A 23,553-nucleotide genomic window follows, 5' to 3' on the forward strand; every position below is an offset into this window, starting at 1 on the left:
GCCGTCGTGGGCATCGAGAGCGTGGTCCATGTGTCTTCCTCCGGCGCCGATCCAAGGGCCGCTCGCCGCCCCCGGCGGCGGGAGGCGCACGGCTGCGGCTTCTGTTGTTCTGGTCGCGAACGACGCGCGGCGATCCCAGCCGCGCGCCTGGGTCTGCGTCGGTTCAGGCGAGCTTGCCGGTGGACTCTTCCAGCAGGGCCCAGGCCTCTTCGCCGAACTTGCCGCGCCACTCGGTATAGAAGCCGGCCTTGGACAGGGTCTGGCGGAAGGGTTCGGTGTTGACGTCGTTGAAGATCAGCCCCGCGGCCGCGAGGTCCTTGCGCAGCGCGATATTCTGCTTCGCCACGTCCTCGCGCTCGGCCATGCAATTGGCGTTGACGATGGTCGCCACCTTCTCCTGCAGCGCGGGCGGCAGCTGGCTCCAGGCGCGGCGATTGATGAGGAACCACCAGCCGTCCCACATGTGGTTGGTGACCGAGCAGTATTTCTGCACTTCATAAAGCTTCGCCGCGGAGATGATGGCCGGCGGATTCTCCTGGCCGTCCACCACGTGGGTCTGCAGCGCCGAATAGACTTCCGCGAAATTGAGCCCGGTGGGCGCCGCGCCCAGGGACTTGAACAGCGACAGCCACAGCGCGCTCACCGGAACGCGGATCTTGAGGCCTTTGAGATCGTCCGGCGTGGTGATGGGCCGTACCGAATTGGTGACATAGCGGAAGCCGTTGTCCCAGATCTTGTCCATCACAACGAGGCCACCCTTGGTGATCTGGCCCCGAAGGTGCGCGCCGAGCTTGCCGTCCATGGCATTCCAGAGCTGGCCATAGTCCTTGAAGGCGAAGCCGACGCCGGAGATGGCGGCTGAGGGGATCATGGTGGAGAGCACGTTGACGCCCGAGTTCAGGAAGCACTCCAGCGCGCCGGAGCGCAGCTGAGAGAGCATGTCGGAATCGGCACCCAGCTGGTTGTTGGGGAAGATCTGGAGATCGAACTGCCCGCTCGTCGCCTCGGCGAGCTGCGCCGAGGCCTTGCGCAGGTGGACGTTGAGCGGATGGTTCTCCGGCACGTTGGTGCCCACCTTGAAGCTGAATTCCGCCGCGTGGGCGAAGCGCAGCGGCAAAGCGGCGGCGACCGCCCCGCCGGCCGCGAGGGTGGCGAAGCGGCGTCGGCTGATGGAAAAGGTCATGGCGTCCTCCCGTTTGATTGTTGTCGGCTCAGGCGGAGGGGGCGGACTTGCCGCCCCGGAACATCAGGCCGGCGGCCCGGAAGCCGCCATCCACGTTGAGGGTGTGGCCGTGCACGTAGCGGCTCTCGTCGGAGGCGAGGAACACGGCGGCGTCCGCGATCTCCTCCGGCGTGCCGTAGCGCGTCATGGGAATGAGGTAGTTGTAGGCGGCGCGCGTCGGGCCATCGTGGGCGAACTTCGCCATCTCGGTCTCGATGGCGCCGGGCGCGATATTGTTGACGTTGATGTTGTGCTCGGCGAGCTCCACCGCCATCACCTTGGTGAGCAGCTCCAGCCCCGCCTTCGCCGCGCCGTAGGCGCCACGGCCGTGGCCGCCGCGCTGGCCGGACAGGGAAGCGATGTTGATGATCTTGCCGCCGCCGGCCTTCGCCATCTCCCGCGCGCAGGCCTGGGCCACCAGGAACGCGCCCGTCAGGTTGATGGAGATGGTGCGGTTCCACTCCTCGACGCCGATGTCGAGGAACGGCGTGTTGCCGCCGACCCCGGCATTGTTCACGAGGATGTCGACCCGGCCGTAGGCGTCAACGATGGCCGCCACCATGGCGTTGACCGAGGCGGCATCCGCCACGTCCACGCCGAGCGCGAGGCCGCGGCCCAACTTCTCCACCGCATCCTTCGCGCCCGCCGCGTTGACGTCCGCGATCACCGGGATCGCCCCTTCGGCCACGAAGGCCTTCGCCACCGCGAAGCCGATGCCGCGGGCGCCGCCGGTGACGAGCGCGATCTTGTCCTTCAGTCTCATGCGTCCTCCATGCGGGGTTGGCCCGCTTGTCGTTCCCGCGGGATCGCCCCGCTGATGGCTCAAGCCGCGACGCCGTCGCGGGCCCGAACGAAGAAATCGGCGGTGCCCACCTGCCCGCCCTTGAGCGCGATTTCGAGTCCGTCCCGGCCTGCCCCGGCGCCGGCCTGATGCGCGCGGCAGAGCGGCGAGCCCGGGGAGAGGGGGGCGAGCGCGGTCAAGGCATCGATGCCGAGCGCCGCGGCCGCCTGCCCGGACGTGTCCCCGCCGGAGATCACCGCGCGGCCGAGCCGCGCCTCGCGCACCACCGTATCCAGCACCCGGCCGAGGCCCGCGCCGATGCGGTCGTTCACCGCCTCCGTCGCGCTGCCGGAGGCGGCGACCGCCTCCCGCAACGCCGCGACGGCGGCGTCCTGTGGTCCGGCGGCGGTGTAGACGAGGGGATCGCGCCCCTCCGAGAGCGCCGCGAGGGCGCTGGCCGCCGCATCGGCCACCGCCGCATCGAATGCAGCCTCATCCACCGCCCGCGCCGCGTCGAGCCGGATCGGGGCAAAGCCGTGTTCGGCCGCGAAAGCGATCTGCGAGGCCGTCACGGGCGACACCGACCCCGAGACGACAGCAATGCGTGGCGCCGGCTTCGGTCCGGCCGGAGGGCTCGCCTCCGGCAAGAGGCCCGCGGCCCGCCAATGGGTGACGAGGGCGGTCTCCAGCCCCTGCGATCCCACTGTGAAGATCGGATGCGCGCCTTTCTCCCAGACGAGGCGGCCGGCCTCCGCCAGGGTTTCGGCGTCGAGCACGTCGATGAGCACCACCTGCGCGCCCTCGGCGAGTTCGGTGGAGAGGCGCGCATCGGCCTCGCCGCGCTTCATGGCGACGAAGTCGACGAGGCCGATCTTGCGCGCGGTCTGGCGGGCGAGGTGGACGGCGAGGTCGGCCTCGTCCATGGGCGTCACCGGATGGCGCGCCATGGTGGGGTGGCGGTCGAGCCGATAGCCCCGCGCCCTGCCCTTCTCCTGCGCGTTGGCGAAGAGATGGCCGAAGGCCTGGAAGCGACCCATGCCGGGCTCGCCCACCACCAGCGGAACGAAGCCGTCAAAGGTGCGCGCGGCGATGTCGATGGCCCGACCGATGGAGCCGATATGCGGCGCGGAATCGAAGGTGGAGCAGACCTTGTAGTGCACCACCGGGGCGCCGAGCCCCGCCAGCAGATCGAACACCGGCGGCAGATTCGCTTCCATCCAGTCAGGATCGCGGGCGCGGGCGACCCCGGCGATGCCGATGCCGCGATAGCCGGCGAAGGCCGCAAGCCGATCGGGCGGCGGCGGACCAAGGAACAGCACGCTCTGGAGCCCGGCGAAGGCGAGCGCCTCCATGGAGGCGGACGAGCCGGTGAAATCGTCGCCGTAGAAGGCGACGAGCGGCCCGTTGGGCAGCGGGCGGGAGGGCGAGGCCGGCGCGTTCATGCGGCCATTTCCAGTGCCCGCCCGAGCTCGGGGTGGCTGCGGGCATGCACGTCCAGCGGGATGCCGGCGACCGTGGCATCCCAGGCTTCTCGCAGGGAGCGAACGCCGGCCGCCGCGCCGTCGGGATGAGCCATGATGCCGCCGCCGGCGGTCATGATGAGATCCGTGGACTTCAGAGCGGCATAGGTGCCCGGCACCTGCCGCGCGGTCTGGCCGGAGGAGAACACCGGCATCACCGTGCAGGGCTTGTCCGCGAACATGGGGGTGAGGCACGTGCGGGCGGATTCGATGACGCTCTCGTCGCTCTCGGAGAATTTGTTGGAGAGGCCGTTGACGTGCATGTGGTCGGCCCCGGCGAGGCGCCAGATCTTCTGCCAGGCCACGTAGGACCAGCCGAGCAGCGGATGCCGGGTGAGATAGCCCCAGCCGTTGCGGTGGGCATGAATGGGCAGCTGCGCGAACCGCCCCAGCTCGATCATGCCGGCGAGGCCCACGGAGTTGAGGCTCGCCATGAGGCAGGTGGCGCCGTGGGCGATGAGCGTATCGTGCCGCCGGCGCATCTGCTCAAGATCGCCGGTGAGGTTGAAGGCGTACATGGTCTTCTTGCCGGTGCGGTCGGCCTCGGCCTCGATCACCCGCATCACCGCCGCCACCCGTTCGTCGAACGGGCAGGCCGGCCCGTCCGACTGCAACTCGTCGTCCTTGATGAAGTCGATGCCGGCTGCGCACAATTCCTTCACAAGGCGGGCGGTCTCGGCGGCATCGAAGCCCACGCTGGGCTTGATGATGGTGCCGATGATGGGCCGGCGCTCCACCCCGGCGAGCCGGCGCGTGCCCTCCACGCCGAAGCGCGGCCCGCTATACGCGGCGGCGAAGGCATCCGGCAGGCGGATGTCGAGGATCTTGAGGCCGCTCACGTCGCGCAGCTCGAACAGATTGCCAGCAACCGTCGCAAGAAGGTTGGGCAAGGAGGGGCCGAGCGTCGCCAGCGGCCAGGACATGGTGAGCCGCGCCCGGGTGACGCGCTCGCCGGGCCGTGTCGCACCGGCGGCGGGCAGGGAGCGGCCGGGCACATCCTCATCCAGGATTTCAAGCCGCTCCACCCGCGCCGCCGAGCGTGCCTTGAGCTCTGGCGTCTCGCCGGGGATGGCGACGAACGTGCCGCTGGACTGCTCGCCCGCGATCACCTCGGCCGCGCGTGCGGGATCGGCCGGGGTTTCGAGGAGATAGTCGGCTTCGATGCGGTCCAGAGGCATACGCAGGTCCTCGACAAAAAGGGTTTCGTCGCGCGTCAGGCGGCGCGGCAACTCAATCCACCGTCCACGGGCAGGCTGACGCCGGTGATGTAGGCGGCATCGTCCGAGGCGAGAAAAAGGGCGGCCTTGGCAATGTCCCAGGCCGTGCCCATCTTGCCGGTCGGACAGGCGGCGTCGCGGGCCGCGACCATCTCGGCCGCGTCCGCATACTGTCCGGAAATCTGTTGGAAGATCAGCGGGGTATTCATCAGCCCGGGCATGATGGCGTTCACCCGGATGCCATCGCGCGCATATTGCAGCGCGAGGCCCATGGTGAAGTTGTTCACCGCCGCCTTGGCGGCGTAATAGGCGGCGTAGGGATAGCCGGTGTAGCGCACCGCGGCGATGGACGAGACGTTGACGATGGCCCCGGCCTGCTGCGCCAGCATGTGCGGCAGGATGTGCTTGGTGGTGAGGAAGCAGCTCTTCAGATTGAGGTCGAGGGTGCGGTCCCACGCCTCCTCGCTCAGTTCCACCGGGCCGCCCATGGTGGCGTAGCCCACATTGTTGTGCAGCACGTCGATGCGGCCATGTGCGCCGACCACCTCTTCCACCAGCGCCTTCACGGCGTCCGACACGGTGACGTCGCAGGAATGGGCCGAGGCACGGCCGCCCTCGCCGGCGATGATGGCGACGGTCTCGGCCGCGGCGGCGGGATTGATGTCGACGCAGGCCACGTGCGCGCCGTTGCGGGCGAAGGTCACGGCGGTCGCCTTGCCGTTGCCCCAGCCCGGGCCGACCGAGCCGGCGCCGAACACGATGGCGATCTTGTCCTTCAGGCGGTCGTTCATGCTGTGACTTTCCTGTGCGGGTGAGAGAGCCTAAAACTCGGCGAGCGAACCCCGCTCACCGACCCTCCGGTGCGTGGACCGGTGCCGCCTGCTGCTTACACGGCCGGCGCCCCACCGCAACGCCGAAACGGCACTGCAGCAATGACGACATCGCTTTGCACGCGTCAGTCCAAGCGCAAGGCTGTTGCTGTTTCTGGCATTCTTCCACCCGATTTCTTGCTTGATTGGGCGTCAACCTATATGCCGGGCAAAACGGGTGAAATCTCAAATCGGCGCAGATAGCTGTGAGTTTTTCTCACACGTGAGAAGGAGATGTCCGCAGTGGCACCGCCCCGTCTGCCGCTCAACGCCCTGCGCGCCTTCGAGGCTGCCGCGCGTCTCGGCAGCATGTCCACCGCGGCTGTGGAGCTCGGCGTCACCCACGGAGCGGTCAGCCGGCATGTGCGGGAGCTGGAGGCGCAGTTCGGGTTGTCGCTGCTGCGGCGGCTGCCGAAGTCCGTGGCGCCCACCCCGGCCGGCGCGCAGCTGGCCGCCAATCTCGGCGAGGCGTTCGACCTGATGCGCCTCGGCGTCTCCCGCCTCGCGCCCTCGCCCCTCACCCTCTCCTGCTCGGCCACGATCGCCATGAACTGGCTGATCCCCAGGCTCGGTACGTTCAAGCGCGACCATGCCGACGTGGAGGTGCGGCTCAACATCAATTACGGCGAGGTGGATTTCGTGCGCGACGAGATCAGCGTCGCGATCCGCTCCAGCATGTTCCGGGCGCCGCACGAGGTGGTCATCCGCTCGCTGATCCGCGAGGAGATCGGACCCATCTGCCACCCGGACTATGCCGCCCGCCTCGGCCTCACGACGCCGGACGATCTCGCGGGCGCCCGCATCCTCGGCACGGCGACCCGCGCCGCGGCCTGGGGCGAATGGCTGTCGGCGATAGGCCGGCCGGGGCTGGAGCTACCGGCCCACGAGACCTACGACCATTTCTATCTGATGATCCAGGCCGCCGCATCGGGGCTCGGTGTGGCCATGGCGCCGCGCATCCTGGCCTCGGATGAGATCGCGCGCGGCCACCTCGTGGCACCCCTCGGCTTCGTCGACGGTCCGCACGAACTCAGCCTGTGGATCGCCCCGCACCTGCGCACCCGGAGCGACGTAAAGCGCCTCGCCGCATGGATCCAGGAGGAGATGACGCGGCAGGCGAGCGGAGCATGAGGCCCCGCCCATAGTTTCTGCCGGAGCAGCCGGGATCAGGCGATGGCCGCGGCCCGCGGATCGTGCCGGGCGAGGCGGGCGAGGAGATAGTCCACCTCCGCCCGCGCCGCCGCCGTGATCGCCGAGCCGGGCTTGCGCTGGGCGTCGGAGGCGATGAAGCCGCGCTTCATCAGCACATATTTGCGCACCGCGAGACCGACGCCCTGCTGCTGCTCGTAGCGCAGCAGGGGCAGATGGGCGTCGAACAGATCGTGCGCCGCGTCGCGCTCGCCCGCCTTCTGAAGACGAACGACGTCGCCGAGCATCTCGGGGAAGGCGTAGCCCGTCATCGCCCCATCGGCCCCGCGTTCCATCTCGAAGTCGAGGAACAGTCCGCCGTTGCCGGTGAGGATGGAGAGCGGCTTGAGCTTGCCCTCCTTCTGGAAATTCCGAAGGGCCGAGATCTTTTCCAGGCCCGGCCAGTCCTCATGCTTCAGCATCACGCAGGAGGGATTTTCCTCGACGATGCGGCGGATCACGCCAGGCGTCATCTGCACGGTGAGCGTGAGCGGATAGTCCTGGATCACAAAGGGGATGTCGGCACCGATGGCCTCGATGGCCTGGCGATAATAGCCGGTGATCTGGTCGTCGGTGCGCAGCGCTGGCGGCGGTGCGATCATCACACCGGCGGCGCCCTTGTCCATGGCGGCGCGGGCGAGCCAGCGCATGGCGGCAAAGCCCGGCGCCGAGACGCCGACGATCACCGGCAGCTGGCCGAAGCCGGCGATGAAGCGGGCGGTGACGGCGAGCGATTCCTCCGGTTCCAGCTTGGGCGCCTCGCCCATGATGCCGAGCACGGTGACGCCGGTGGCGCCGGCCTCCAGGTACTTGGCGATCAGGGTATCGAGGGAGCCCTCGTCGATCGCCCCGTCGGGGGTGAACGGCGTGGGAGCGATGGGAAACAGCCCGGAGGCAGTGGCATCGAGAAGCATGACGAGCCCGATTTCAGATGCTGGCGATGAGGCCGCCATCCACGCGGATGACCGAGCCGGTGAGATAGGAGGCTGGCGCGCTGGCGAGAAAGGCCACGACGCTCGCATATTCCTGCGGATCACCGTAGCGGCCCACCGGGATGGAGCCGGTGCTCTCGGCGGAGACCTCCTCCACCGTGCGGCCCTCGCGCTCGGCCTTCTTGGCGTCGAGGAACTTGATGCGGTCTGTGGCGATGCGGCCGGGCAGCACGATGTTGGCGGTGACGCCGTCGCGCGCCACTTCCCGGGCGAGGGTCTTGGACCAGCCGACGAGGGAGAGGCGCAATGCGTTGGAGATTCCAAGATTAGGGATGGGTGCAACAACGCCGGACGATGTGGAGGTGATGATCCGCCCCCATTTGCGCGCCCGCATGCCAGGCAGCACGGCATCGGTGAGGGCGATGACGGAGAGCACCATCTCGCCGAAGCTCTTCGTCCACAGGGCTGGGTCCTGCCCCGAGGCCGGCGTCGGGGGCGGGCCGCCGGTGTTGTTGACGAGGACGTCCACCGGGCCGAGGGCGGCTTCGATCTCCGCCACGCGCGCGGCGATGCCCGCGAGGTCGGAGAGATCGAACTTGAGGGCGAAAGCGGTACCGCCCTCGCCCGCGATGGTGTCCTGGACGCGGGCCAGCGCCTTTTCGTCGATATCGCCCAGCGCAACCTTCGCCCCCTCGCGCGCCAGCGTCGCGGCGATGGCGCTGCCGAGGCCGCCGCCGGCGCCGAGCACCAGCGCGGTCTTGCCCTTCAACCCGAGATCCATGACCTGATCCTTTCCTTGTCCCGGCGGCTCAATCGGCGATGCCGTGGGACGCATTCGCGCAGAGCGCGCCCTTGGCAGCGCGCTCCAGATAATCCGCCTTGCTGTATTGCATGTGATCGACGCACAGCTGCGCCAGCGCCCAGCTGTCGGTGCCCTGGAGCAGCTCGATCATGATTTCGTGCTGGCGCAGCGACAGTGTCAGGCCATCCCGGTCCGCGAGGTTCTTCGCCCGCATGGGGAGCGTGAGGCCCATATAGTCCTGAAGCGTCTGCACCAGATAGGGATTGCCGCAGCCCGAGAACAGCACGAGATGGAATGCGTCGTTCGTCTCGTGCATGCCGCGCAGGTCGCCGGTCTCGGCATGGCGGGCATAATCCGCCTGGATCGCCCTGAGCTGCTCCACCAGCGCCTTAGGCGCCGGCAGCGGGATCTTCAGGGCCGCCTGCCGCGTCAGCATCTCACGGACCTCGTAGATCTGGCGGACCTCCTCCGGCGAATAGGAGCGCACGGTGGCGCCCACGTTCTTCTCGCGCCGCACGATGCCGGTGCGCTCCAGCTGCACCAGAGCCTGCCGCACGTAGTGGCGCGAGGCCTCGTAGCGGGCCATCAGCGTGTCTTCCACCAGACGGGAGCCCGGAGCGAGGCGGCCGAAGATGATGTCCTCCTCGATGCGGCGCATGATCTCCGCCTGCTCGTCCACCCGTGAGGCGATAAGGGACGCCTCGCTCATGCCGCGCTCCTGCCTTCCTGCTCGAATCCCGACAGACGATAGCAATCCTCCACCAGCCGCAGGGTTTCAAGATTGTCCTCGGGTGCGGTCTCGAACGGCGCACCGCTGGCAAGGCACTCCACGAAATGGGCGATGGTCGCCGCGTAGGAGCCGAGATACGTCGCATCGGCGTCGTAGGAAAGCCGTTCCGGCTGCGACCCGCTGAGCTCAAGCGCGGTGCCGTCGAGACGGATGGCGCCCTCCCGTCCCACCACCAGAAGCTGATCGCGCTGCTGCGGGGGGGCCCCGTGTGCGGCGAAGGTGGCGAACACACTGACGCCGACGCCCGCCCCGCCCGAAAGGTGGATGACCGCGCCGTCCTCGCCCTTGAGCGCCGGCGAGGTGCGGGTCAATGCGGCCGCCTCGACCTTCAGGGGCCCGAGCAGCATGCGCAAGGTATCGAGATGATGGATCAACACCTCGGCCACCAGCATGCGGCTTTCCCCCGCCATGAAGGGCTGGCGCTCCAGCGCCGGCAGCCGGCCGTCCGCATCGGGCACCGTGCCGCTGGTCACCAGCGTCAGCGCCGCGCCCCGGACGGCGCCGATGCGCCCGTCGCGCAGCCATGCCGCCGCCTGGCGGTAATAGGCGCGGAAGCGCCAGTTCTCGTGCACCATCAGGCGCACCTGTCCGCCGATGTCGGCGACGAGGCGCTCCGCCTCGGCGAGCGTCGGCGCCAGCGGCTTCTGGCACAGGATGGGCAGACCGTGTCGGGCAACCAGCCGCGCCAGATCGGCATGGACGGCGCGCGGCGCGGCGATGTCCACCGCGTCGAGCCCGCCGGCCGCGAGCATCGCCTCGGCGCTGTCGAACACGGCAGGAATGGCGAAGGCCTCCGCGCGCTCGGCCGCCCGCGCTGAGGAGGGATCGGCGATGGCCACGACCCGCGCCTTATCGCCGATCTCCTGCCAGCCGCGCAGGTGATGCTGCGTGACCCAGCCGGCGCCGATGAGGCCGACCCTGAGCGGCGCCATCAATGGGTCCTCCGCTTCACCGCGGCGCTGACCACGGTGGCAGAATCTGCCGCTGGCGCGATGGCATCGCCGGTCTCGGCGTCAAACAGGTAGGCCGCCTCGGGGCGGAAGAACAACTCCACCTCCTGGTCGAGAAAGGCCTCCACCTGGCGCGGCAGGCGGGCGGTGATCTCCGTGCCGCCACCGATGTCCAGCAGAAGCAGAGTCTCGGCACCGAGCGGCTCGACCGCGACGGTGCGGCCGCGGATGGCGCCGACGGCCTCGCCCGCCGGCTTCTCCAGGCCGAGGTCCTCGGCCCTCACGCCAAGCGTCACGGTCTTGCCCGCATAGGTCGCCAGCGTCGCGTGGGACCAGCGGCCGAGCGGCGCGTCGAGGGCGGGGCTGGTGGCGCGGCGGTTCCCCGGCGAAAGCGTTGCCGGCATCAGGTTCATGGGCGGCGAGCCAAGGAAGCGGGCGACGAAGGTGTTGGCCGGCTGCCAGTAAACCTCCAGCGGGGCGCCGATCTGCGCGACCTTGCCGGCGTTCATCACGCAGATGCGCGTGCCCATGGTCATCGCCTCCACCTGATCGTGGGTCACGTAGATCATGGTGGAGCCGAGGCGGTTGTGCTGCTTGATGATCTCCGAGCGGGTGTTGACGCGCAGCGCCGCATCGAGGTTCGACAGGGGCTCGTCGAACAGGAACACCTGTGGCTCGCGCACCATGGCCCGGCCGAGCGCCACGCGCTGGCGCTGGCCGCCGGACAGCGCAGCGGGGCGCCGGGCGAGCAGCGGGGCGAGGCCCAGGATGTCGGCCACTCCCTTCACCCGCCGCTCGATTTCGGCCGCCGGAATTGCCCGACGCCGCAGGCCGAAGGCGAGATTGTCGGCGACGCTCATGTGCGGATATAGGGCGTAGGACTGGAACACCATGGCGATGTCGCGGTCCTTGGCCGGCACGTTGTTCACCACCCGACCGTCGATGGAGAGCGTGCCACCCGAGATGGTCTCGAGCCCGGCGATCATGCGCAGCGTGGTGGACTTGCCGCAGCCCGAGGGGCCAAGCAGCACCATGAACTCGCCGTCGGCGATATTGAGGTCGACGTTCTCCACCACGGTCGGCCCGGTGAGGCCATAGCGCTTGACGATCTTGTCCAGTCTGACGACGGCCATTTGAGCCTCACTTGATGGCGCCGGCTGTCATGCCGCGAATGAGTTTTTCGGAGAAGAAGACATAGGCGACGATCACCGGGATGACCGACACCATCACGCCCGTGGCGATCATTCCGATGTCCTGGAAATGGTCGCCCATGAAGGCGCGGATGCCGATGGGCAGGGTACGCTTGTCGGGATCGGTGATGAGCACGACCGCGAACAGGAATTCGTTCCACAGCTGAATGAAATTGAGGATCAGCGTGGTGGCGATGGCCGGCATGCCCACCGGCAGCACGATGCGCCAGAAGATCTCGAGGTCGCCGTAGCCATCCATCTTCGCCGCGTCGAACAGGTCCTGAGGAATGCGGGCGAAGAAGCCTTCAAGCAGATAGACGGTGAGCGGCAGCTGGAGCGAGACATAGACCAGGGCGAGGCCCAGAAGACTGTTGTACAGATTGTATTCCACCAGGATCTGATAGAGCGAGATCAAGGTGATCTGCGGCGGGAAGATGATGGAGGAGAACAGGACCGCATAGATCAGCCGGTTGCCGCGGAAGCGATAGCGCGCCAGCGCATGGGCCGCGGCTGCGCCGATCAGCGTCACCACCGCCACCGCACCCACCACCACGAGGGTGGAGTTCCAGAAATAGATGGCGAAGTCCGAATCCACCCAGGCCGAGCGGTACTGCTCCCAGTGGAAGGTACTGGGCCAGGCGTAGGGAGCAGCGCTGATCTCCGCCGTGGTGCGCACCGACATGGTGGCGAGCCACAGGAACGGACCCAGCGTATAGATGGTGTAGACGCCCAGCACGAAGGCGAGGGCGCCGCGGCCAAAGAAGCGCGGCAGGGGGCGCGGCGATCCCTCCGAGGGGCGCGGCCCGGCGTCGAGGACGGCGGTTTGGCTCATGTCAGTACTCCAGCCGGTCCTTGGACGCGAGCACGCGGTTGAGGATGAGGACGGAGGCGCACACCACCAGGAACCACACGGTGGCGATGGCGGAGGGATAGCCGAGGTCGAAGGTGTTCCAGTTGAACGCCCGCTTGTAGACGTAGGTGGAGACGGTCTCGGTGGCCCAGAGCGGCCCGCCCTGCGTCATGATCCAGACGAGGTCGAAGATCTTCATCTTGCCGATGAAGGCGAGGATGTAGAGGCTGAGCAGCGTCGGCCGCAGCATGGGGATGATGACGTAGCGCAGCTTCGCGCCCCAGCCGCAATTGTCGAGCTCGGACGCCTCAAGTACTTCGCGCGGCAGGGAATGGATGGCGGCGAGGCACACCACCATGTTGAAGCCGGCCCACTTCCAGGCGTGCGTGACGATGAGCGCGCCCAGCGCGAGGTTTGGATCGCCCAGCCATGAGGCCGCGAGGTCGCCGAGCCCGACCGCGCGCAGCATCACGTTCACGACACCCCAATCGTAATTGTAGATCCACATCCACAGGATCGCGACGACCACGTAGGACAGGAGGACCGGGGTGAACCACGCCACCCTGAGGAAGCGCGCGAAAGGCACGCCCGCGTAGAGGGCGAGGGCGAGGAGAAGACCCGTCGCGACATCGAGCACGGGCGCGATGAAAGACCAGATGAAGGTGTTGCGCACCGCGATCCAGAACGTCTCGTCGCCCATCAGCTCCACATAATTGGCGAGGCCGACGAAGGTCGTCTCCATGCCCTCGATGTGGAAGAAGCTGTCGAAGATGGTGCGGAAGGCCGGATAGGCCGTCAGCGCCGCGTAAACGATGAGCCCCGGGCCGAGGAAGATGGCCAGGACCAGCCGCGTCGCCCGACGCGGATCGGCGAGAACGGAGGAGGAAGCTTGCGCTTCCTCCCGGCTCTTGGGTTTCAGGGTGGCAAGGTCCGTCATTGTCACTTCTTGAGGCAGGCGGCGTCCATCTTGTCCGCCGCGTCGGCGACGCTGATGAGGCCGGCGGGGAAAGCGTTGTTCATGACCTGCACATAGGTTTCGGCGCACTTGGCCCGGTAGTGGAGCAGCGGTGTGCCGAAGAAGTACTGGACACCCGTGTTACGGGCATTGAGGTCCGTGAAATAGGCCTTGTGGGGGCTCTCGATCTTGTCCGGATCGGACTTGAGCCCGCTCTGCAGCGAAACCTGGCTCACCCACTTGGTGCCGTTGGTCACGTTGGCCATCGACTTCAGGAGCTTGCCGGCGCATTCCTTGTTCTTGCTGCGCGAGTACATGACGAAGCTGCCGGACACAGCCAGCGTCTTGCAGGTGGGGCAGGCGCCCTTGTCCATGGCCGGGAACTGCATGATGCCCAGCGGGAAGCCTTCCGGCATGCCGCCCTTCTCCGGCGACGCGAAGGCGCGGCCGGTGAACCAGCTCGGGTCGGGGAAGGTGAGCGCACCCGGCGTGTTATAGAAATAGAAGTGCGACTCGCCGAGCTTGAGGGTCGAGAAGCTCTTGGGATAGGCGCCGTCGTCCACGAGGCCCTTCACCCAGGTCATGACCTCCACCACCCGCGGGTCCTTGAACGACAGTTCACCGGAGAGGAGCTTGCCGTAGTCGTCTTTGCCGAGCTTGCGCAGGAGGCTCTCGAACAGCAGCTGGCCGCCCGGGAAGGGACGGTCGCCGACACCCTGCGACACAGGGGTGATGCCGGCGGCAACGCCCTTCTTCACGAGGTCGGCGAACTGGGCCTGGGTGAGCTGGTAAGAGGCGGGCACGTCGACGCCCACCTTCTTCACGAGGTCCTTGTTGTAATAGAGCTCCAGCGTGTACGCCTCCACCGGCACCGCATGCACCTTGCCCTTGGCGGTCCAGGCGGGCTTGGCCCAATCCTCAATGGCGGAAACATCGATGTAGTCGTCGAGGGGCTCGAGGAAGCCGCCGGCGAGGAACTCGGGCTGGTCCGGCTCCATGTAGAAGATGTCCGGCGCCTGGCCGGTGCGCACCGCCGACTTGGCCTGGGTGTAGATGTCGGCCTTGGGGATGAAGCTGAGCTTCACCTGGCAGGACGGATTGGCCGCCTCGAACTCCTGGACCCGGGCGGAGACCCAGTCCTTCTTGGCCGGCTCATCCGGCCAGTTGCTCCACATGGTGATCTGGGTCTGGGCGGAGGCGACACCCACCCCGGCGCCGAGCATTCCACCACACACGGCCAGCGCTGTAAGCGCCACCCTGCTTCTGTTGCGAAGACGTCCCATTCCGCTCCTCCCTGCTGCGTATTCTGATTTTGGCCGGAGAGTGCGGGCGGGGAACCATATTGTCAATAATATCTGCGAGAGAATCTCAAAACTGCCGGATGATACCGGACAAGACGCATTCATTATTGACAATAGGGAAGGGTGAGCCAATTGTCCGCTCAACGTCGGCGGATGATCGGCACAAGGAAGGCGAGGATGGCGCGCGGATTACGGAAGGGCTTGACGAGCTATGGCGACGACGGGTTCGCGCTGTTCCTGCGGAAAGCCTTCATCAAGGCCATGGGCTATTCCGACGACGCGCTGGAGCGCCCCATCGTCGGCATCACCAACACCTACAGCGACTACAACCCCTGCCACGGCAACGCGCCACAGCTCATCGAAGCGGTGAAGCGCGGCGTCATGCTGGCGGGTGCCATGCCCATGGTGTTCCCCACCATCTCCATCCACGAGAGCTTTGCCCACCCCACCTCCATGTTCCTGCGCAATCTCATGGCTATGGACACGGAGGAGATGATCCGCGCCCAGCCCATGGATTCGGTCGTCGTCATCGGCGGGTGCGACAAGACCCTTCCGGCGCAGATCATGGCGGCGGCGAGCGTGGATCTGCCAACCGTCGTGGTGCCCGTCGGACCCATGGTCGTGGGCCACCACCGCGGCGAGGTGCTCGGCGCCTGCACCGACTGCCGCCGCCTGTGGAGCGCCCACCGCGCCGGCGAGATTGACGAGGCCGAGATCGACACGGTCAACGGCCGCCTGGCCCCTTCCGTCGGCACCTGCATGGTAATGGGCACGGCCTCCACCATGGCCTGCATCACCGAGACGCTGGGCCTTTCCCTGCCCATGAGCGCCACCATTCCCGCGCCCCATGCCGAGCGTGTGCGTCTGGCCGAGGCGAGCGGGAAGGCGGCGGCGCGCCTGGCGGTGGACGGCGGCCCGCGGCCGAGCGATCTGCTGACGCCCGCGAGCTTCCGCAATGCCATGGTGGTGATGCAGGCCATCGGCGGCTCCACCAACGGCATCGTCCACCTGTCCGCCATCGCCGGGCGCACGCCCCACGCCCTGTCCCTCGACGTCCTCGACGAGATCGGGCGCGCCGTGCCGGTGCTGGTGGATCTGAAGCCGTCCGGCGCCCATTACATGGAGCATTTCCACCACGCTGGCGGGGTGCCCAAGCTGTTGGAGCAACTGGGTGACCTCGTGGATCTCGACGTCCCCACCATCACCGGCGCGCCGCTGAGGGCGAGCGTCGAAGCAGCCGAGGACGTTCCGGGACAGGATGTCATCCGTCCGCGCAGCAACCCCATCAAGCCGCAGGGCTCCATGGTGCTCCTGCGTGGCAACCTCGCGCCCGGCGGCGCCATTCTGAAGCAGGCGGCGGCCACCGAGCGGCTGCTTCAGCACACCGGGCGCGCGCTGGTGTTCGAATCGGTGGGCGACATGGCCAACCGCATCGACGATCCCGACCTCGACGTCACCGCGGACGACGTGCTGGTGTTGCGCAACACAGGCCCCAAAGGCGCACCGGGCATGCCGGAGGCCGGCTACCTGCCCATCCCCAAGAAGCTCGGCCGGCAGGGCGTGAAGGACATGGTGCGCATTTCCGATGCGCGCATGAGCGGCACCGCCTTCGGAACCATCGTGCTGCACATGACCCCCGAATCGGCGGTGGGCGGCCCCCTCGCGTTGGTGCAGTCGGGCGACATGATCCGGCTCGACACCGCCGGCCGGCGCATCGACCTGCTGGTGGCCGAGGAGGAGCTGGAGCACCGGCGCGCCGCCCTCCCCTCTGCCGGGCCGGAGCTGCCGGCGCGCGGCTATGCGCGGCTCTTCGCGGAGACCGTGCTGCAGGCTGACGAAGGATGCGACTTCGACTTCCTGCGCCGCCCGCGGACCGGCACGCCGTGAGTGAGCCTCCGCCGCTGTGCCTGCCGCCGCGTCCGGTGGATGCGGCACCGGCGGGGCGCGCGCTGCCGCGGGGGACCTGCGACACCCATATGCACGTCTTCGGCCCCCTCGGCCGCTTTCCGCTTTCCCCGACGCGCAATTACACGCCGCGCGAGGCGCGGCTGGCAGACTATCGCAAGGTGATGGACGCTCTCGGCATCGACCGCGCCGTTCTGGTGCAGCCCAGCGTCTACGGCACCGACAATTCGGCACTGATGGAAGCGCTGGCCTCAGACCCTGCGCGGCTGCGGGCCGTGGTGGTGGTGCCGCCAGCCATCCTTGATACAGACCTGGCCGAGCTCGACCGGATGGGGGCGCGCGGCATCCGCATCAACCGCCGCAATCCCGGCGGTCTCTCGCTCGATGATTTCGACAGCCTCGCCCAGCGGATCGCGCCGCTCGGCTGGCACATCCAGCTTCAGGTCACGCTCGCCACCGAGGCCGGGCTTGGCGCGCTGGTGCGCCGCTCGCCGGTCCCGGTGGTGCTCGACCATCTCGGATTTCTCACCCCCGGCCTTCCGCTCGAAAGCGGCCCGTTCCGCGACCTGCTGGAGCTTATGGCGGAGGGCAACATCTTCGTGAAGCTGTCGGCCCCCTACCGGCTCACTTACCTCTCCATTGCAGGACCTTACGCCGACCTCCTGCCCTATATAGCGGCGCTCGTCGCGGTGCGGCCCGACCGCCTGCTTTGGGCGAGCGACTGGCCGCATACCGAGATGTTCGAGCACATGCCCGACAGCCTCGACCGCGCCCTCCGGCTGGGGCTCGATGCGGCGGATGAGGCGACGCGGCACGCCATCTTCGTGGCCAATCCCGCCCGCCTCTACGGCTTCGTCTGATCGATCCCGGCCGGCGGAACGCCGACGGCGAAGCCTGGGCAATCCAGGGAACCGATGGCCAGCATGCCGCCGGAAATGAGCAACCGCGCGGGTTTGCCGGGCGTGCGGGCATAGAGATCCGGGTGGGCCTTTACGAAGGCGTCCTGCTCGGCGTCGGGGGCGAAGGACATGCCGTCGAGATAATGGTGGCCGTTCCGCTCCACATGGGTGAGGCCAAGCAGGGCAACCAACGCCAGATCCTGCTGGGTACTGATGCCGGCCCAGGTGCAAAGGTCCTCCGCGGAAAGGAAGAATCGCGACTCGCCCAATTCCGCGTTGCGCCTGGCGATGCGGGCGGCGTTGAGGATGGACTTGTAGAAGCCCTTGCAAGTCTTGCTGGAAACCCCGTTATATCCCAATGAGATGGCGCGAGGGAAGGCATCCAGGGTGGCGTCGGATTCGTCGATCATGACGGGCTTTTCGGCGGCCAGCAGGCCCACCTGCCGCTCCAACGCGACAGTGCGGCTGATGGGCTGCTCGATATAGAGAATGGACGCACAAAGCCGTGCCAATGCAGGCGTTTCGGCCATCCGCCGCCAAAGTTCGACGATGCCGTCCACGTCGGAATATTGCTCGTTGCCGTCGAGGGTCGCCCGGTATTCGCCGGCGGTGGCATCCAGCACGCCGGCGATGCGGGTGAGGCGATCGAGATCGGCCGCCATGTCGCCGCCCGCCTTCAGCTTGTAGTACCGGCAGCCGTAGGTTTTAACAACCTCTTCAAGGGTTTGCGGCAACCCGTCCGGCGGCCCTTCGCGCGGATCGGCGGCAGTGAGGGGATCCACCAGGCCCACCGTATGGCGCACTCCGATGGTGTCGGTAGGCTGCAGATGGGCCAGAAACCGGGGCAAGTCGAACCCATCGAGGTCGGGCGTGAGTCCAGAGGTGACGGTGATACCTGCCAGATTGCCGCGGATCATGGCGGCGAAGGACAGGCCGAGCATCCGCCCCAGGGCGTCAAGTATGGCGCGGTCCACCAGCGCCGGGCCGTAGGAGGCCACCAGCGGATTGAGCCCCAGTGCGGCGCACCGCGCCTGCTGGGCGCCATAGACCGCCGCCGAGAGTCCGAATGGCGTGTCGGCGCCAAGCGCGCCGTAGAGCTCCAGTGCCACCGCGAGCGACGTGCGCAGCTGCTCCACATTGTCGTCGTTGGAGAGCTCCGGGTTCTTATCGAACCATTTGGGCAGAAGGCATTCGGCGGCTATGCCGTGGGCGCTGCGCCCGTCCGCAGCCTCGATCCGCACCGTCAGCACGGCTTGGCGCGCCTCCCTCAGCGTGGCGACGCCGAAGCGGAACGGCATGCGCAGATGGGCCGCGCGCTCGCTCACGGCGGCCTCGGCCAGCCGCACCCGCGTCGGTGCGTTCGCACTCATGGATCTGCCTTTCAGAAGGGGGCTTGAGCTATTCCACCATGCGCGGGAAGGCACCGCTGCGGGCCCGCGCCTCCAGCGGCCAGGTCTCGCCCAGGCGTCGGGTGGTGGCCATCACGAAGGAGCCGCAGCTTTCCAGATCCGCCCGGCTCATGCGGTTGGTGGGGGCGGCAAGGCTCACCACGCCGACGCATTCCGGCGCGCCGCCCAGCGTCGAGGCGAGGATGGGCGCGGCCACCGCGCCGACGCCCAGCTCGTTCTCCTCATAGCTCAGGGCGAAGCCCCGGCGTGCCGCCTCCTCCAACTCCGCGCGGATGTCGGAAATGGAGGTCTTGGAATGGCTGGTGGAGGCCTCGATACCCTGATGCATCATGAGCTTGAGCGCATCGGCGAACGGCAGCGTGGAGAGCCAGGCCTTGCCGGTGGCGTGGGTGTGGAGGCCGATCTCCAGCGTGTAATTGGGGTCGATGCGCAGGGACCTTTTGCTTCCCGCAAAGGACTGCACCCACACGATGCGCTGGCCGCCCGGCTCGACGATGGCGAGGCGCACCAGCTCGCCGGTCTCTTCCGCCAACTGGCGCAAGGCGGCCGAGCACTGGTCCAAAAGGCGGCTGGTCTGCAGGTGGCGCAGGCCGAGGTTGCTGATGCGGTAGGTGAGGTAATAGCGCTGGGCCCGCTCGTCGCGCCACACGAGCATCTGCGATTCCAGCGTGTTCAAAAGCTTGGAAACGATGGCCTTGTTGAGATCGAGGTGCCGGGCGATCTCCGCCAGCGGCATGCCGTCCACGCAGTCGGCCAGCATGCCGATGATGTCGAAGGCGCGCTCTACCGAGACGATCGTCTCGTCGATCTTCTCCGGTCGGCTGCCGGCCGCAACTTTCGCCATCTCGATCACCTTCAACGCGCGACGCATCAACTGATAACGATGTTAGCCATGATTTGGAGCGTGGCAAGGCCGGAAGACCCGCAAAATCGACCACTAGCGGCAGAAATCACCCCTTGACTCCGACTTTCTACCTATCTAGCCCTATAAGTATGGGTAACGACGTTACCCGCTTAATGAGCAGGTCGGATCCCCGTGGCATGCGCCGTTCGGGGCAGTTCACCCGCCCTACCGGTGCGCGTGGACCACCTTTCCGGGTGCCGTTTCGAGACCTGTCGGCGACATGGGAGCGGACTTGTGAGTGAACGCCTGACCTTCGACACCGTGCCGGACCTCATCGAGACCGAGGAGCAGCTCGAGGAGTTGGTCTCCCGGCCCACCCAGGGGCTGGTGGACGACTTCGCCACCCTGGAGGGGGACATCATCGTGCTCGGGGTCGCCGGCAAGGTCGGCCCCTCCCTCGCCCGCATGGCCAAGAGGGCCGCGCCGGAGAAAAGGGTCATCGGGGTGGCCCGCTTCTCGGAGAAGGGCTCGCGGGAGGAGCTGGAAGGTTTCGGCATCGAGACCATCCGCTGCGACCTGCTGGACGCCGAGGCGGTGGCCGAGCTGCCCAAGGTGAAGAACGTGGTCTACATGGCCGGCAAGAAGTTCGGCACCAATGAGGACCCCTCCTTCGCCTGGGCCATGAACACCAATGTGCCCGCCACCGTCGCCTCGCACTTCCGCGACAGCCGGATCGTCGCCTTCTCCACCTTGTGCGTCTATCCGTTCGGCGTCGTCGCCCATAACGGCTGGGACGAGCGGGTGCAGCCGCGGCCCGTGGGCGACTATGCCAACTCTTGTGTCGGCCGCGAGCGGGCGTTCGAATACGGCTCCCACATCCATGGCACGCCCGGCCGCCTCGCCCGGCTGAACTATGCCATCGACCTGCGCTACGGCGTGCTGCACGACATCGCCAGCTGGGTCCATCGCGGCGAGCCCATCCCCATCCGCACCGGCCATGCCAGCGTCATCTGGCAGGGCGACGCCAATGCGCAGATCCTGCGCTGCCTGAAGCACTGCACGGTGCCCACCTCCGCCATCAACATCGGCGGCCCGGAGCAGGCGAGCGTGCGGGCCATCGCCCATGCCTTCGGCGAGAAGTTCGGCAAGGCGCCGGTGTTCGAGGGCGAGGAGGAGGCCACCGGCTGGGTCAACAGCACCTTCCAGGCCCAGCGGCTGTTCGGCTACCCCAACGTGCCGCTGGCCCGGATGATCGACTGGGTGGCCCATTGGGTGGAGATGGGCGGCCCCATCTACGGCAAGCCCACGCGGTACGAAGTCCGCGACGGCCTGTTTTGAGGCGCCGGCGCCATGACAAGCGACGCCCCCCATCTCGGCGAAGCCCTTGGCCAAGCCCTTGGCCAAGCCCTTGGCCAAGCCCTTGGCCAGGCCCTCGGCCCAGCCCTCGGCTTTATGGGCTTCTGGGCCGACATCGATGCGGACTACGAGCTCCGCTATCAGGAATGGCACAATTGCGAGCACATGCCGGAGCGCGTCTCCATCCCCGGCTTCATCGAGGGGCGGCGCTATCGCGCCCTCCTCGGCAGCCCGCGCTTCTTCATGTGCTACGTGACCACCGGCCCCGAGGTGCTGGGGAGCGAGGCCTATCTCGCCGCCCTCAACCGCCCCACGCCATGGACCAGCGAGGCGCTCACCCACTTCCGCAATCCGGTGCGCTCGCTCTATCGCAACCATTGCCGCGCGGGCGCCGTGGGGGGCTATGCCCCCTACATCCTCCAGCGCCGGTTCGACCATAAGGCCGATGCCGAAACGCTGGCGGGGATGGTTCGTGCGGTCGTGGCGGAGGACACGTCCGGCACGCTCTCGGGCGGTCTCTACGAGGTGGACGAAGCCATTTCCGGCATCATGACGGCCGAGCGCCGGATCTATTCCGGCGGGCCGGGACGCCAGCAATATCTCTTCACCGTGGAGGCCCTCGACCGCGACCAGGCGGAGGCGGCCGGGCGCCGGCTCGACGCCCTGCTCGCCGAGGGCGCGTCCGACATCAACCCCGGCCTCTACTGGCTGGAAAACCGCATCCAGGCCGCCGAACTGCGCCGGCCGGTGTCGCGCGCCGCCGCGCCCGCCGAGGCCCGCATCCCCGAAAGGCTGACCCCATGAAGCTCCTGCGCTATGGCGCGGCCGGCGCCGAAAGGCCCGGCCTCCTCTCCGCCGATGGCAGCGTCCGCGATCTCTCCTCGGTCGTCGCCGATATTGACGCCGCCCTCATCACCGATCCCGTTCGGCTGGACGCCCTGCGCGCGCTCGATCCCGCATCGCTGCCCGTCGTGGCCGGCGAAGTGGCGCTCGCGAGTCCGCTCGCAGGCATCGGCAAGATCGTCGGCGTCGGGCTCAATTATCACGACCACGCCCGCGAGTGCGGCCTTCCCATCCCCGGCGAGCCCATCCTGTTTCTCAAGGCCACCTCCTCTTTGTGCGGCCCCAACGATGCCATCCGCCTGCCGGAGGGCGCGGAGAAGACCGACTGGGAGGTGGAGCTGGGCGTGGTCATCGGCAAGACCGCCCGCAGCGTGCCGCTGGAGCAGGCGCTCGACCACGTCTTCGGTTATTGCATCGCCCACGACGTGTCCGAGCGCGCCCACCAGCTGGAGCGCGGCGGCCAGTGGACCAAGGGCAAGAGCCACGACACCTTCTGCCCCCTCGGCCCATGGCTGGTGACCGCCGACGAGGTGGGCGACCCGCAGACCCTCGACCTGTGGTGCGAGGTGGACGGGGTGATGCGCCAGCACAGCTCCACCGCCGACATGATCTTTTCGGTGGCCGAGATCGTCAGCTACGCCAGCCGCTTCATGACGCTCCAGCCCGGCGACCTCATCATCACCGGCACGCCCGCGGGCGTCGGCCTCGGACTGAAGCCTCCCACCTATCTGGCGCGCGGCGCCGAGGTCCGGCTCGGCATCGCCGGTCTCGGCCAGCAGCACCAGCGCGTCGTCTGAGGAGAGCGGCCATGACCGACACCACCATGCTTGCCACGGCGCGCACCAGCATCCTCTCCAAGCTGGCTAGCCCCGATGCGGTGCGCCCGCTGCTCCTCGTCGCGGTGATCCTGATCGGCTGGGATCTCGCGGTGCGCATCTTCCGCATCCCGCCCTATCTCATCCCCACGCCGACGCTGGTGATGGAGCAGGTGTGGGCGCAGGGTCCCCTGCTGCTGCGCGAGGCCCTGCCCACCCTCTACGCCACCCTCGGCGGCTTCCTGCTGAGCGCGCTGGTGGGCATTCCGCTCGCCATGCTCATCGCCTCCTCGAAGACGGTGGAGAGCTATCTCTATCCCCTCCTCGTCTTCTCCCAGAGCGTGCCGAAGATTGCGGTGGCGCCGCTGTTCGTGGTGTGGTTCGGCTTCGGCATCCTGCCCAAGGTCATCTCCGCCTTTTTGCTCGGCGTGTTCCCGGTGGTGGTCTCCACCGTCCTCGCCTTCAAGAGCGTGGACAAGGAGATGCTGGACCTTGCCCGCTCCATGCGCGCCGGCCCGCTGCGTACCTTCGTGCGCATCCGCCTGCCCCACGCCTTGCCCGGCATCTTCGCCGGGCTGAAAGTCGCCATCACGCTGGCGGTGGTGGGCGCGGTGGTGGGCGAATTCGTCGGCTCCAATTCCGGCATCGGCTATGTGCTGCAGGTGGCCAACGGCAATTTCGACCTGCCGCTCATGTTCGCCGCGCTGTTCGTGCTGTCCATGATGGGGGTGCTGCTGTTCATGGCGCTCGACGGCATCGAGCACCTGCTCATCCCCTGGCACGCCTCGCGCCGGCCCGACGGCGGCGACGGCAAATGACGACCAGGCCAAGCAACGTCCCTCATAAGACCAAGATCTGACAATCAGACCAAGAACAACCGGTGGAGGAAACCATGTTCCGGCAAGATCACGCTGC

22 protein-coding genes are annotated in these 23,553 nt (G+C 67.8%); 7 read left to right on the plus strand and 15 right to left on the minus strand.

Translation table 11 applies throughout. The features are described 5' to 3' along the window. Positions 1-163: 163 nt before the first annotated feature. The 5 genes from ABLE93_RS01545 to ABLE93_RS01565 are packed head-to-tail and all read right to left on the minus strand — an operon-like array spanning position 164 to position 5,531. Positions 164-1,183 (minus strand): TRAP transporter substrate-binding protein, encoded by a 1,020-nt coding sequence (locus tag ABLE93_RS01545; protein WP_348837452.1) that lies wholly within the window; start codon positions 1,181-1,183, stop codon positions 164-166. A 28-nt stretch (positions 1,184-1,211) separates the two neighbouring features. Beyond that, on the minus strand, positions 1,212-1,985 hold the full coding sequence (locus tag ABLE93_RS01550; RefSeq protein ID WP_348837455.1) for an SDR family NAD(P)-dependent oxidoreductase: 774 nt from the start codon (positions 1,983-1,985) through the stop codon (positions 1,212-1,214). 59 nt (positions 1,986-2,044) lie between these two features. Next, complete coding sequence (locus ABLE93_RS01555; RefSeq protein WP_348837458.1) at positions 2,045-3,445, minus strand: four-carbon acid sugar kinase family protein; 1,401 nt, start codon at positions 3,443-3,445, stop codon at positions 2,045-2,047. After that, positions 3,442-4,701 carry a ribulose-bisphosphate carboxylase large subunit family protein gene (locus ABLE93_RS01560; protein ID WP_348837461.1) on the minus strand — a complete coding sequence of 420 codons (1,260 nt, stop codon included), beginning with the start codon at positions 4,699-4,701 and terminating at the stop codon, positions 3,442-3,444. The genes ABLE93_RS01555 and ABLE93_RS01560 overlap by 4 nt, the downstream gene beginning before the upstream one ends. A 35-nt stretch (positions 4,702-4,736) precedes the next feature. After that, a complete protein-coding gene (locus tag ABLE93_RS01565) occupies positions 4,737-5,531 on the minus strand; it encodes an SDR family NAD(P)-dependent oxidoreductase (RefSeq protein ID WP_348837464.1) in 795 nt (264 codons plus the stop codon). 312 nt (positions 5,532-5,843) lie between these two features. On the opposite strand from ABLE93_RS01565, the gene ABLE93_RS01570 reads away from it, so the two are divergent. Next, on the plus strand, positions 5,844-6,740 hold the full coding sequence (locus ABLE93_RS01570; RefSeq protein ID WP_348837467.1) for a LysR substrate-binding domain-containing protein: 897 nt from the start codon (positions 5,844-5,846) through the stop codon (positions 6,738-6,740). Between the two features lie 35 nt (positions 6,741-6,775). Here the strand turns inward: ABLE93_RS01570 and ABLE93_RS01575 are convergent, their stop codons facing one another. The 8 genes from ABLE93_RS01575 to ABLE93_RS01610 are packed head-to-tail and all read right to left on the minus strand — an operon-like array spanning position 6,776 to position 14,549. Continuing rightward, entirely contained in the window at positions 6,776-7,711 is a 936-nt protein-coding gene (locus tag ABLE93_RS01575) for a dihydrodipicolinate synthase family protein (RefSeq protein WP_348837470.1), read from the minus strand. Between the two features lie 13 nt (positions 7,712-7,724). Further along, positions 7,725-8,510 (minus strand): SDR family oxidoreductase, encoded by a 786-nt coding sequence (locus ABLE93_RS01580; RefSeq protein ID WP_348837473.1) that lies wholly within the window; start codon positions 8,508-8,510, stop codon positions 7,725-7,727. 28 nt (positions 8,511-8,538) lie between these two features. Continuing rightward, entirely contained in the window at positions 8,539-9,240 is a 702-nt protein-coding gene (locus ABLE93_RS01585) for a GntR family transcriptional regulator (protein ID WP_348837475.1), read from the minus strand. Next, positions 9,237-10,253, minus strand: coding sequence for a Gfo/Idh/MocA family protein (locus tag ABLE93_RS01590; RefSeq protein WP_348837478.1), 1,017 nt, complete (start codon positions 10,251-10,253; stop codon positions 9,237-9,239). The genes ABLE93_RS01585 and ABLE93_RS01590 overlap by 4 nt, the downstream gene beginning before the upstream one ends. Beyond that, positions 10,253-11,404 (minus strand): ABC transporter ATP-binding protein, encoded by a 1,152-nt coding sequence (locus ABLE93_RS01595; protein WP_348837481.1) that lies wholly within the window; start codon positions 11,402-11,404, stop codon positions 10,253-10,255. Before ABLE93_RS01595 ends, ABLE93_RS01590 begins: the two co-directional genes overlap by 1 nt. 7 nt (positions 11,405-11,411) lie before the next feature. Further along, a complete protein-coding gene (locus ABLE93_RS01600; protein ID WP_348837484.1) occupies positions 11,412-12,293 on the minus strand; it encodes a carbohydrate ABC transporter permease in 882 nt (293 codons plus the stop codon). A 1-nt stretch (position 12,294) separates the two neighbouring features. Then, on the minus strand, positions 12,295-13,248 hold the full coding sequence (locus ABLE93_RS01605; RefSeq protein WP_348837487.1) for a carbohydrate ABC transporter permease: 954 nt from the start codon (positions 13,246-13,248) through the stop codon (positions 12,295-12,297). Positions 13,249-13,250: 2 nt separating this feature from the next. After that, a complete protein-coding gene (locus tag ABLE93_RS01610; protein WP_348837489.1) occupies positions 13,251-14,549 on the minus strand; it encodes an ABC transporter substrate-binding protein in 1,299 nt (432 codons plus the stop codon). Between the two features lie 195 nt (positions 14,550-14,744). Between ABLE93_RS01610 and ABLE93_RS01615 the strand changes: the two genes are divergently transcribed. Both ABLE93_RS01615 and ABLE93_RS01620 read left to right on the plus strand, forming a co-directional pair. Then, the gene (locus tag ABLE93_RS01615; RefSeq protein ID WP_348837491.1) at positions 14,745-16,454 is read left to right on the plus strand and encodes an IlvD/Edd family dehydratase; all 1,710 of its coding nucleotides are present in this window, start codon (positions 14,745-14,747) and stop codon (positions 16,452-16,454) included. Next, positions 16,451-17,332, plus strand: coding sequence for an amidohydrolase family protein (locus tag ABLE93_RS01620; protein WP_348837492.1), 882 nt, complete (start codon positions 16,451-16,453; stop codon positions 17,330-17,332). The genes ABLE93_RS01615 and ABLE93_RS01620 overlap by 4 nt, the downstream gene beginning before the upstream one ends. Here the strand turns inward: ABLE93_RS01620 and ABLE93_RS01625 are convergent. Both ABLE93_RS01625 and ABLE93_RS01630 read right to left on the minus strand, forming a co-directional pair. Then, positions 17,317-18,741, minus strand: coding sequence for a mandelate racemase (locus tag ABLE93_RS01625; RefSeq protein ID WP_348837493.1), 1,425 nt, complete (start codon positions 18,739-18,741; stop codon positions 17,317-17,319). The two genes, ABLE93_RS01620 and ABLE93_RS01625, sit on opposite strands and share 16 nt — an antisense overlap. Positions 18,742-18,769: 28 nt before the next feature. After that, a complete protein-coding gene (locus ABLE93_RS01630; RefSeq protein ID WP_348837494.1) occupies positions 18,770-19,624 on the minus strand; it encodes an IclR family transcriptional regulator in 855 nt (284 codons plus the stop codon). A gap of 294 nt (positions 19,625-19,918) precedes the next feature. Here ABLE93_RS01630 and ABLE93_RS01635 point away from each other — a divergent pair, with 294 nt between their 5' ends. Genes ABLE93_RS01635 through ABLE93_RS01650 form a run of 4 tightly spaced genes read left to right on the plus strand, consistent with a single transcriptional unit; the run spans position 19,919 to position 23,456 of the window. Beyond that, complete coding sequence (locus tag ABLE93_RS01635; protein WP_348837495.1) at positions 19,919-20,962, plus strand: NAD-dependent epimerase/dehydratase family protein; 1,044 nt, start codon at positions 19,919-19,921, stop codon at positions 20,960-20,962. 12 nt (positions 20,963-20,974) lie between these two features. Next, positions 20,975-21,784, plus strand: coding sequence for a hypothetical protein (locus ABLE93_RS01640; protein WP_348837496.1), 810 nt, complete (start codon positions 20,975-20,977; stop codon positions 21,782-21,784). Further along, the gene (locus ABLE93_RS01645; protein WP_348837497.1) at positions 21,781-22,620 is read left to right on the plus strand and encodes a fumarylacetoacetate hydrolase family protein; all 840 of its coding nucleotides are present in this window, start codon (positions 21,781-21,783) and stop codon (positions 22,618-22,620) included. Before ABLE93_RS01640 ends, ABLE93_RS01645 begins: the two co-directional genes overlap by 4 nt. An 11-nt stretch (positions 22,621-22,631) precedes the next feature. Beyond that, on the plus strand, positions 22,632-23,456 hold the full coding sequence (locus ABLE93_RS01650) for an ABC transporter permease (RefSeq protein ID WP_348837498.1): 825 nt from the start codon (positions 22,632-22,634) through the stop codon (positions 23,454-23,456). Positions 23,457-23,553: the final 97 nt, after the last annotated feature.

This window comes from Xanthobacter pollutisoli, assembly GCF_040044995.1.
Taxonomy (GTDB): Bacteria; Pseudomonadota; Alphaproteobacteria; order Rhizobiales; family Xanthobacteraceae; genus Xanthobacter.

What these genes read in the sequence shown, in the direction of transcription:
- ABLE93_RS01545 (WP_348837452.1), bottom strand. Translation starts at nt 1,183, where the DNA reads ATGACCTTTTCCATCAGCCGACGCCGCTTCGCCACCCTCGCGGCCGGC.
- ABLE93_RS01550 (WP_348837455.1), bottom strand. Translation starts at nt 1,985, where the DNA reads ATGAGACTGAAGGACAAGATCGCGCTCGTCACCGGCGGCGCCCGCGGC.
- ABLE93_RS01555 (WP_348837458.1), bottom strand. Translation starts at nt 3,445, where the DNA reads ATGAACGCGCCGGCCTCGCCCTCCCGCCCGCTGCCCAACGGGCCGCTC.
- ABLE93_RS01560 (WP_348837461.1), bottom strand. Translation starts at nt 4,701, where the DNA reads ATGCCTCTGGACCGCATCGAAGCCGACTATCTCCTCGAAACCCCGGCC.
- ABLE93_RS01565 (WP_348837464.1), bottom strand. Translation starts at nt 5,531, where the DNA reads ATGAACGACCGCCTGAAGGACAAGATCGCCATCGTGTTCGGCGCCGGC.
- ABLE93_RS01570 (WP_348837467.1), top strand. Translation starts at nt 5,844, where the DNA reads ATGTCCGCAGTGGCACCGCCCCGTCTGCCGCTCAACGCCCTGCGCGCC.
- ABLE93_RS01575 (WP_348837470.1), bottom strand. Translation starts at nt 7,711, where the DNA reads ATGCTTCTCGATGCCACTGCCTCCGGGCTGTTTCCCATCGCTCCCACG.
- ABLE93_RS01580 (WP_348837473.1), bottom strand. Translation starts at nt 8,510, where the DNA reads ATGGATCTCGGGTTGAAGGGCAAGACCGCGCTGGTGCTCGGCGCCGGC.
- ABLE93_RS01585 (WP_348837475.1), bottom strand. Translation starts at nt 9,240, where the DNA reads ATGAGCGAGGCGTCCCTTATCGCCTCACGGGTGGACGAGCAGGCGGAG.
- ABLE93_RS01590 (WP_348837478.1), bottom strand. Translation starts at nt 10,253, where the DNA reads ATGGCGCCGCTCAGGGTCGGCCTCATCGGCGCCGGCTGGGTCACGCAG.
- ABLE93_RS01595 (WP_348837481.1), bottom strand. Translation starts at nt 11,404, where the DNA reads ATGGCCGTCGTCAGACTGGACAAGATCGTCAAGCGCTATGGCCTCACC.
- ABLE93_RS01600 (WP_348837484.1), bottom strand. Translation starts at nt 12,293, where the DNA reads ATGAGCCAAACCGCCGTCCTCGACGCCGGGCCGCGCCCCTCGGAGGGA.
- ABLE93_RS01605 (WP_348837487.1), bottom strand. Translation starts at nt 13,248, where the DNA reads ATGACGGACCTTGCCACCCTGAAACCCAAGAGCCGGGAGGAAGCGCAA.
- ABLE93_RS01610 (WP_348837489.1), bottom strand. Translation starts at nt 14,549, where the DNA reads ATGGGACGTCTTCGCAACAGAAGCAGGGTGGCGCTTACAGCGCTGGCC.
- ABLE93_RS01615 (WP_348837491.1), top strand. Translation starts at nt 14,745, where the DNA reads ATGGCGCGCGGATTACGGAAGGGCTTGACGAGCTATGGCGACGACGGG.
- ABLE93_RS01625 (WP_348837493.1), bottom strand. Translation starts at nt 18,741, where the DNA reads ATGAGTGCGAACGCACCGACGCGGGTGCGGCTGGCCGAGGCCGCCGTG.
- ABLE93_RS01630 (WP_348837494.1), bottom strand. Translation starts at nt 19,624, where the DNA reads ATGGCGAAAGTTGCGGCCGGCAGCCGACCGGAGAAGATCGACGAGACG.
- ABLE93_RS01640 (WP_348837496.1), top strand. Translation starts at nt 20,975, where the DNA reads ATGACAAGCGACGCCCCCCATCTCGGCGAAGCCCTTGGCCAAGCCCTT.
- ABLE93_RS01645 (WP_348837497.1), top strand. Translation starts at nt 21,781, where the DNA reads ATGAAGCTCCTGCGCTATGGCGCGGCCGGCGCCGAAAGGCCCGGCCTC.
- ABLE93_RS01650 (WP_348837498.1), top strand. Translation starts at nt 22,632, where the DNA reads ATGACCGACACCACCATGCTTGCCACGGCGCGCACCAGCATCCTCTCC.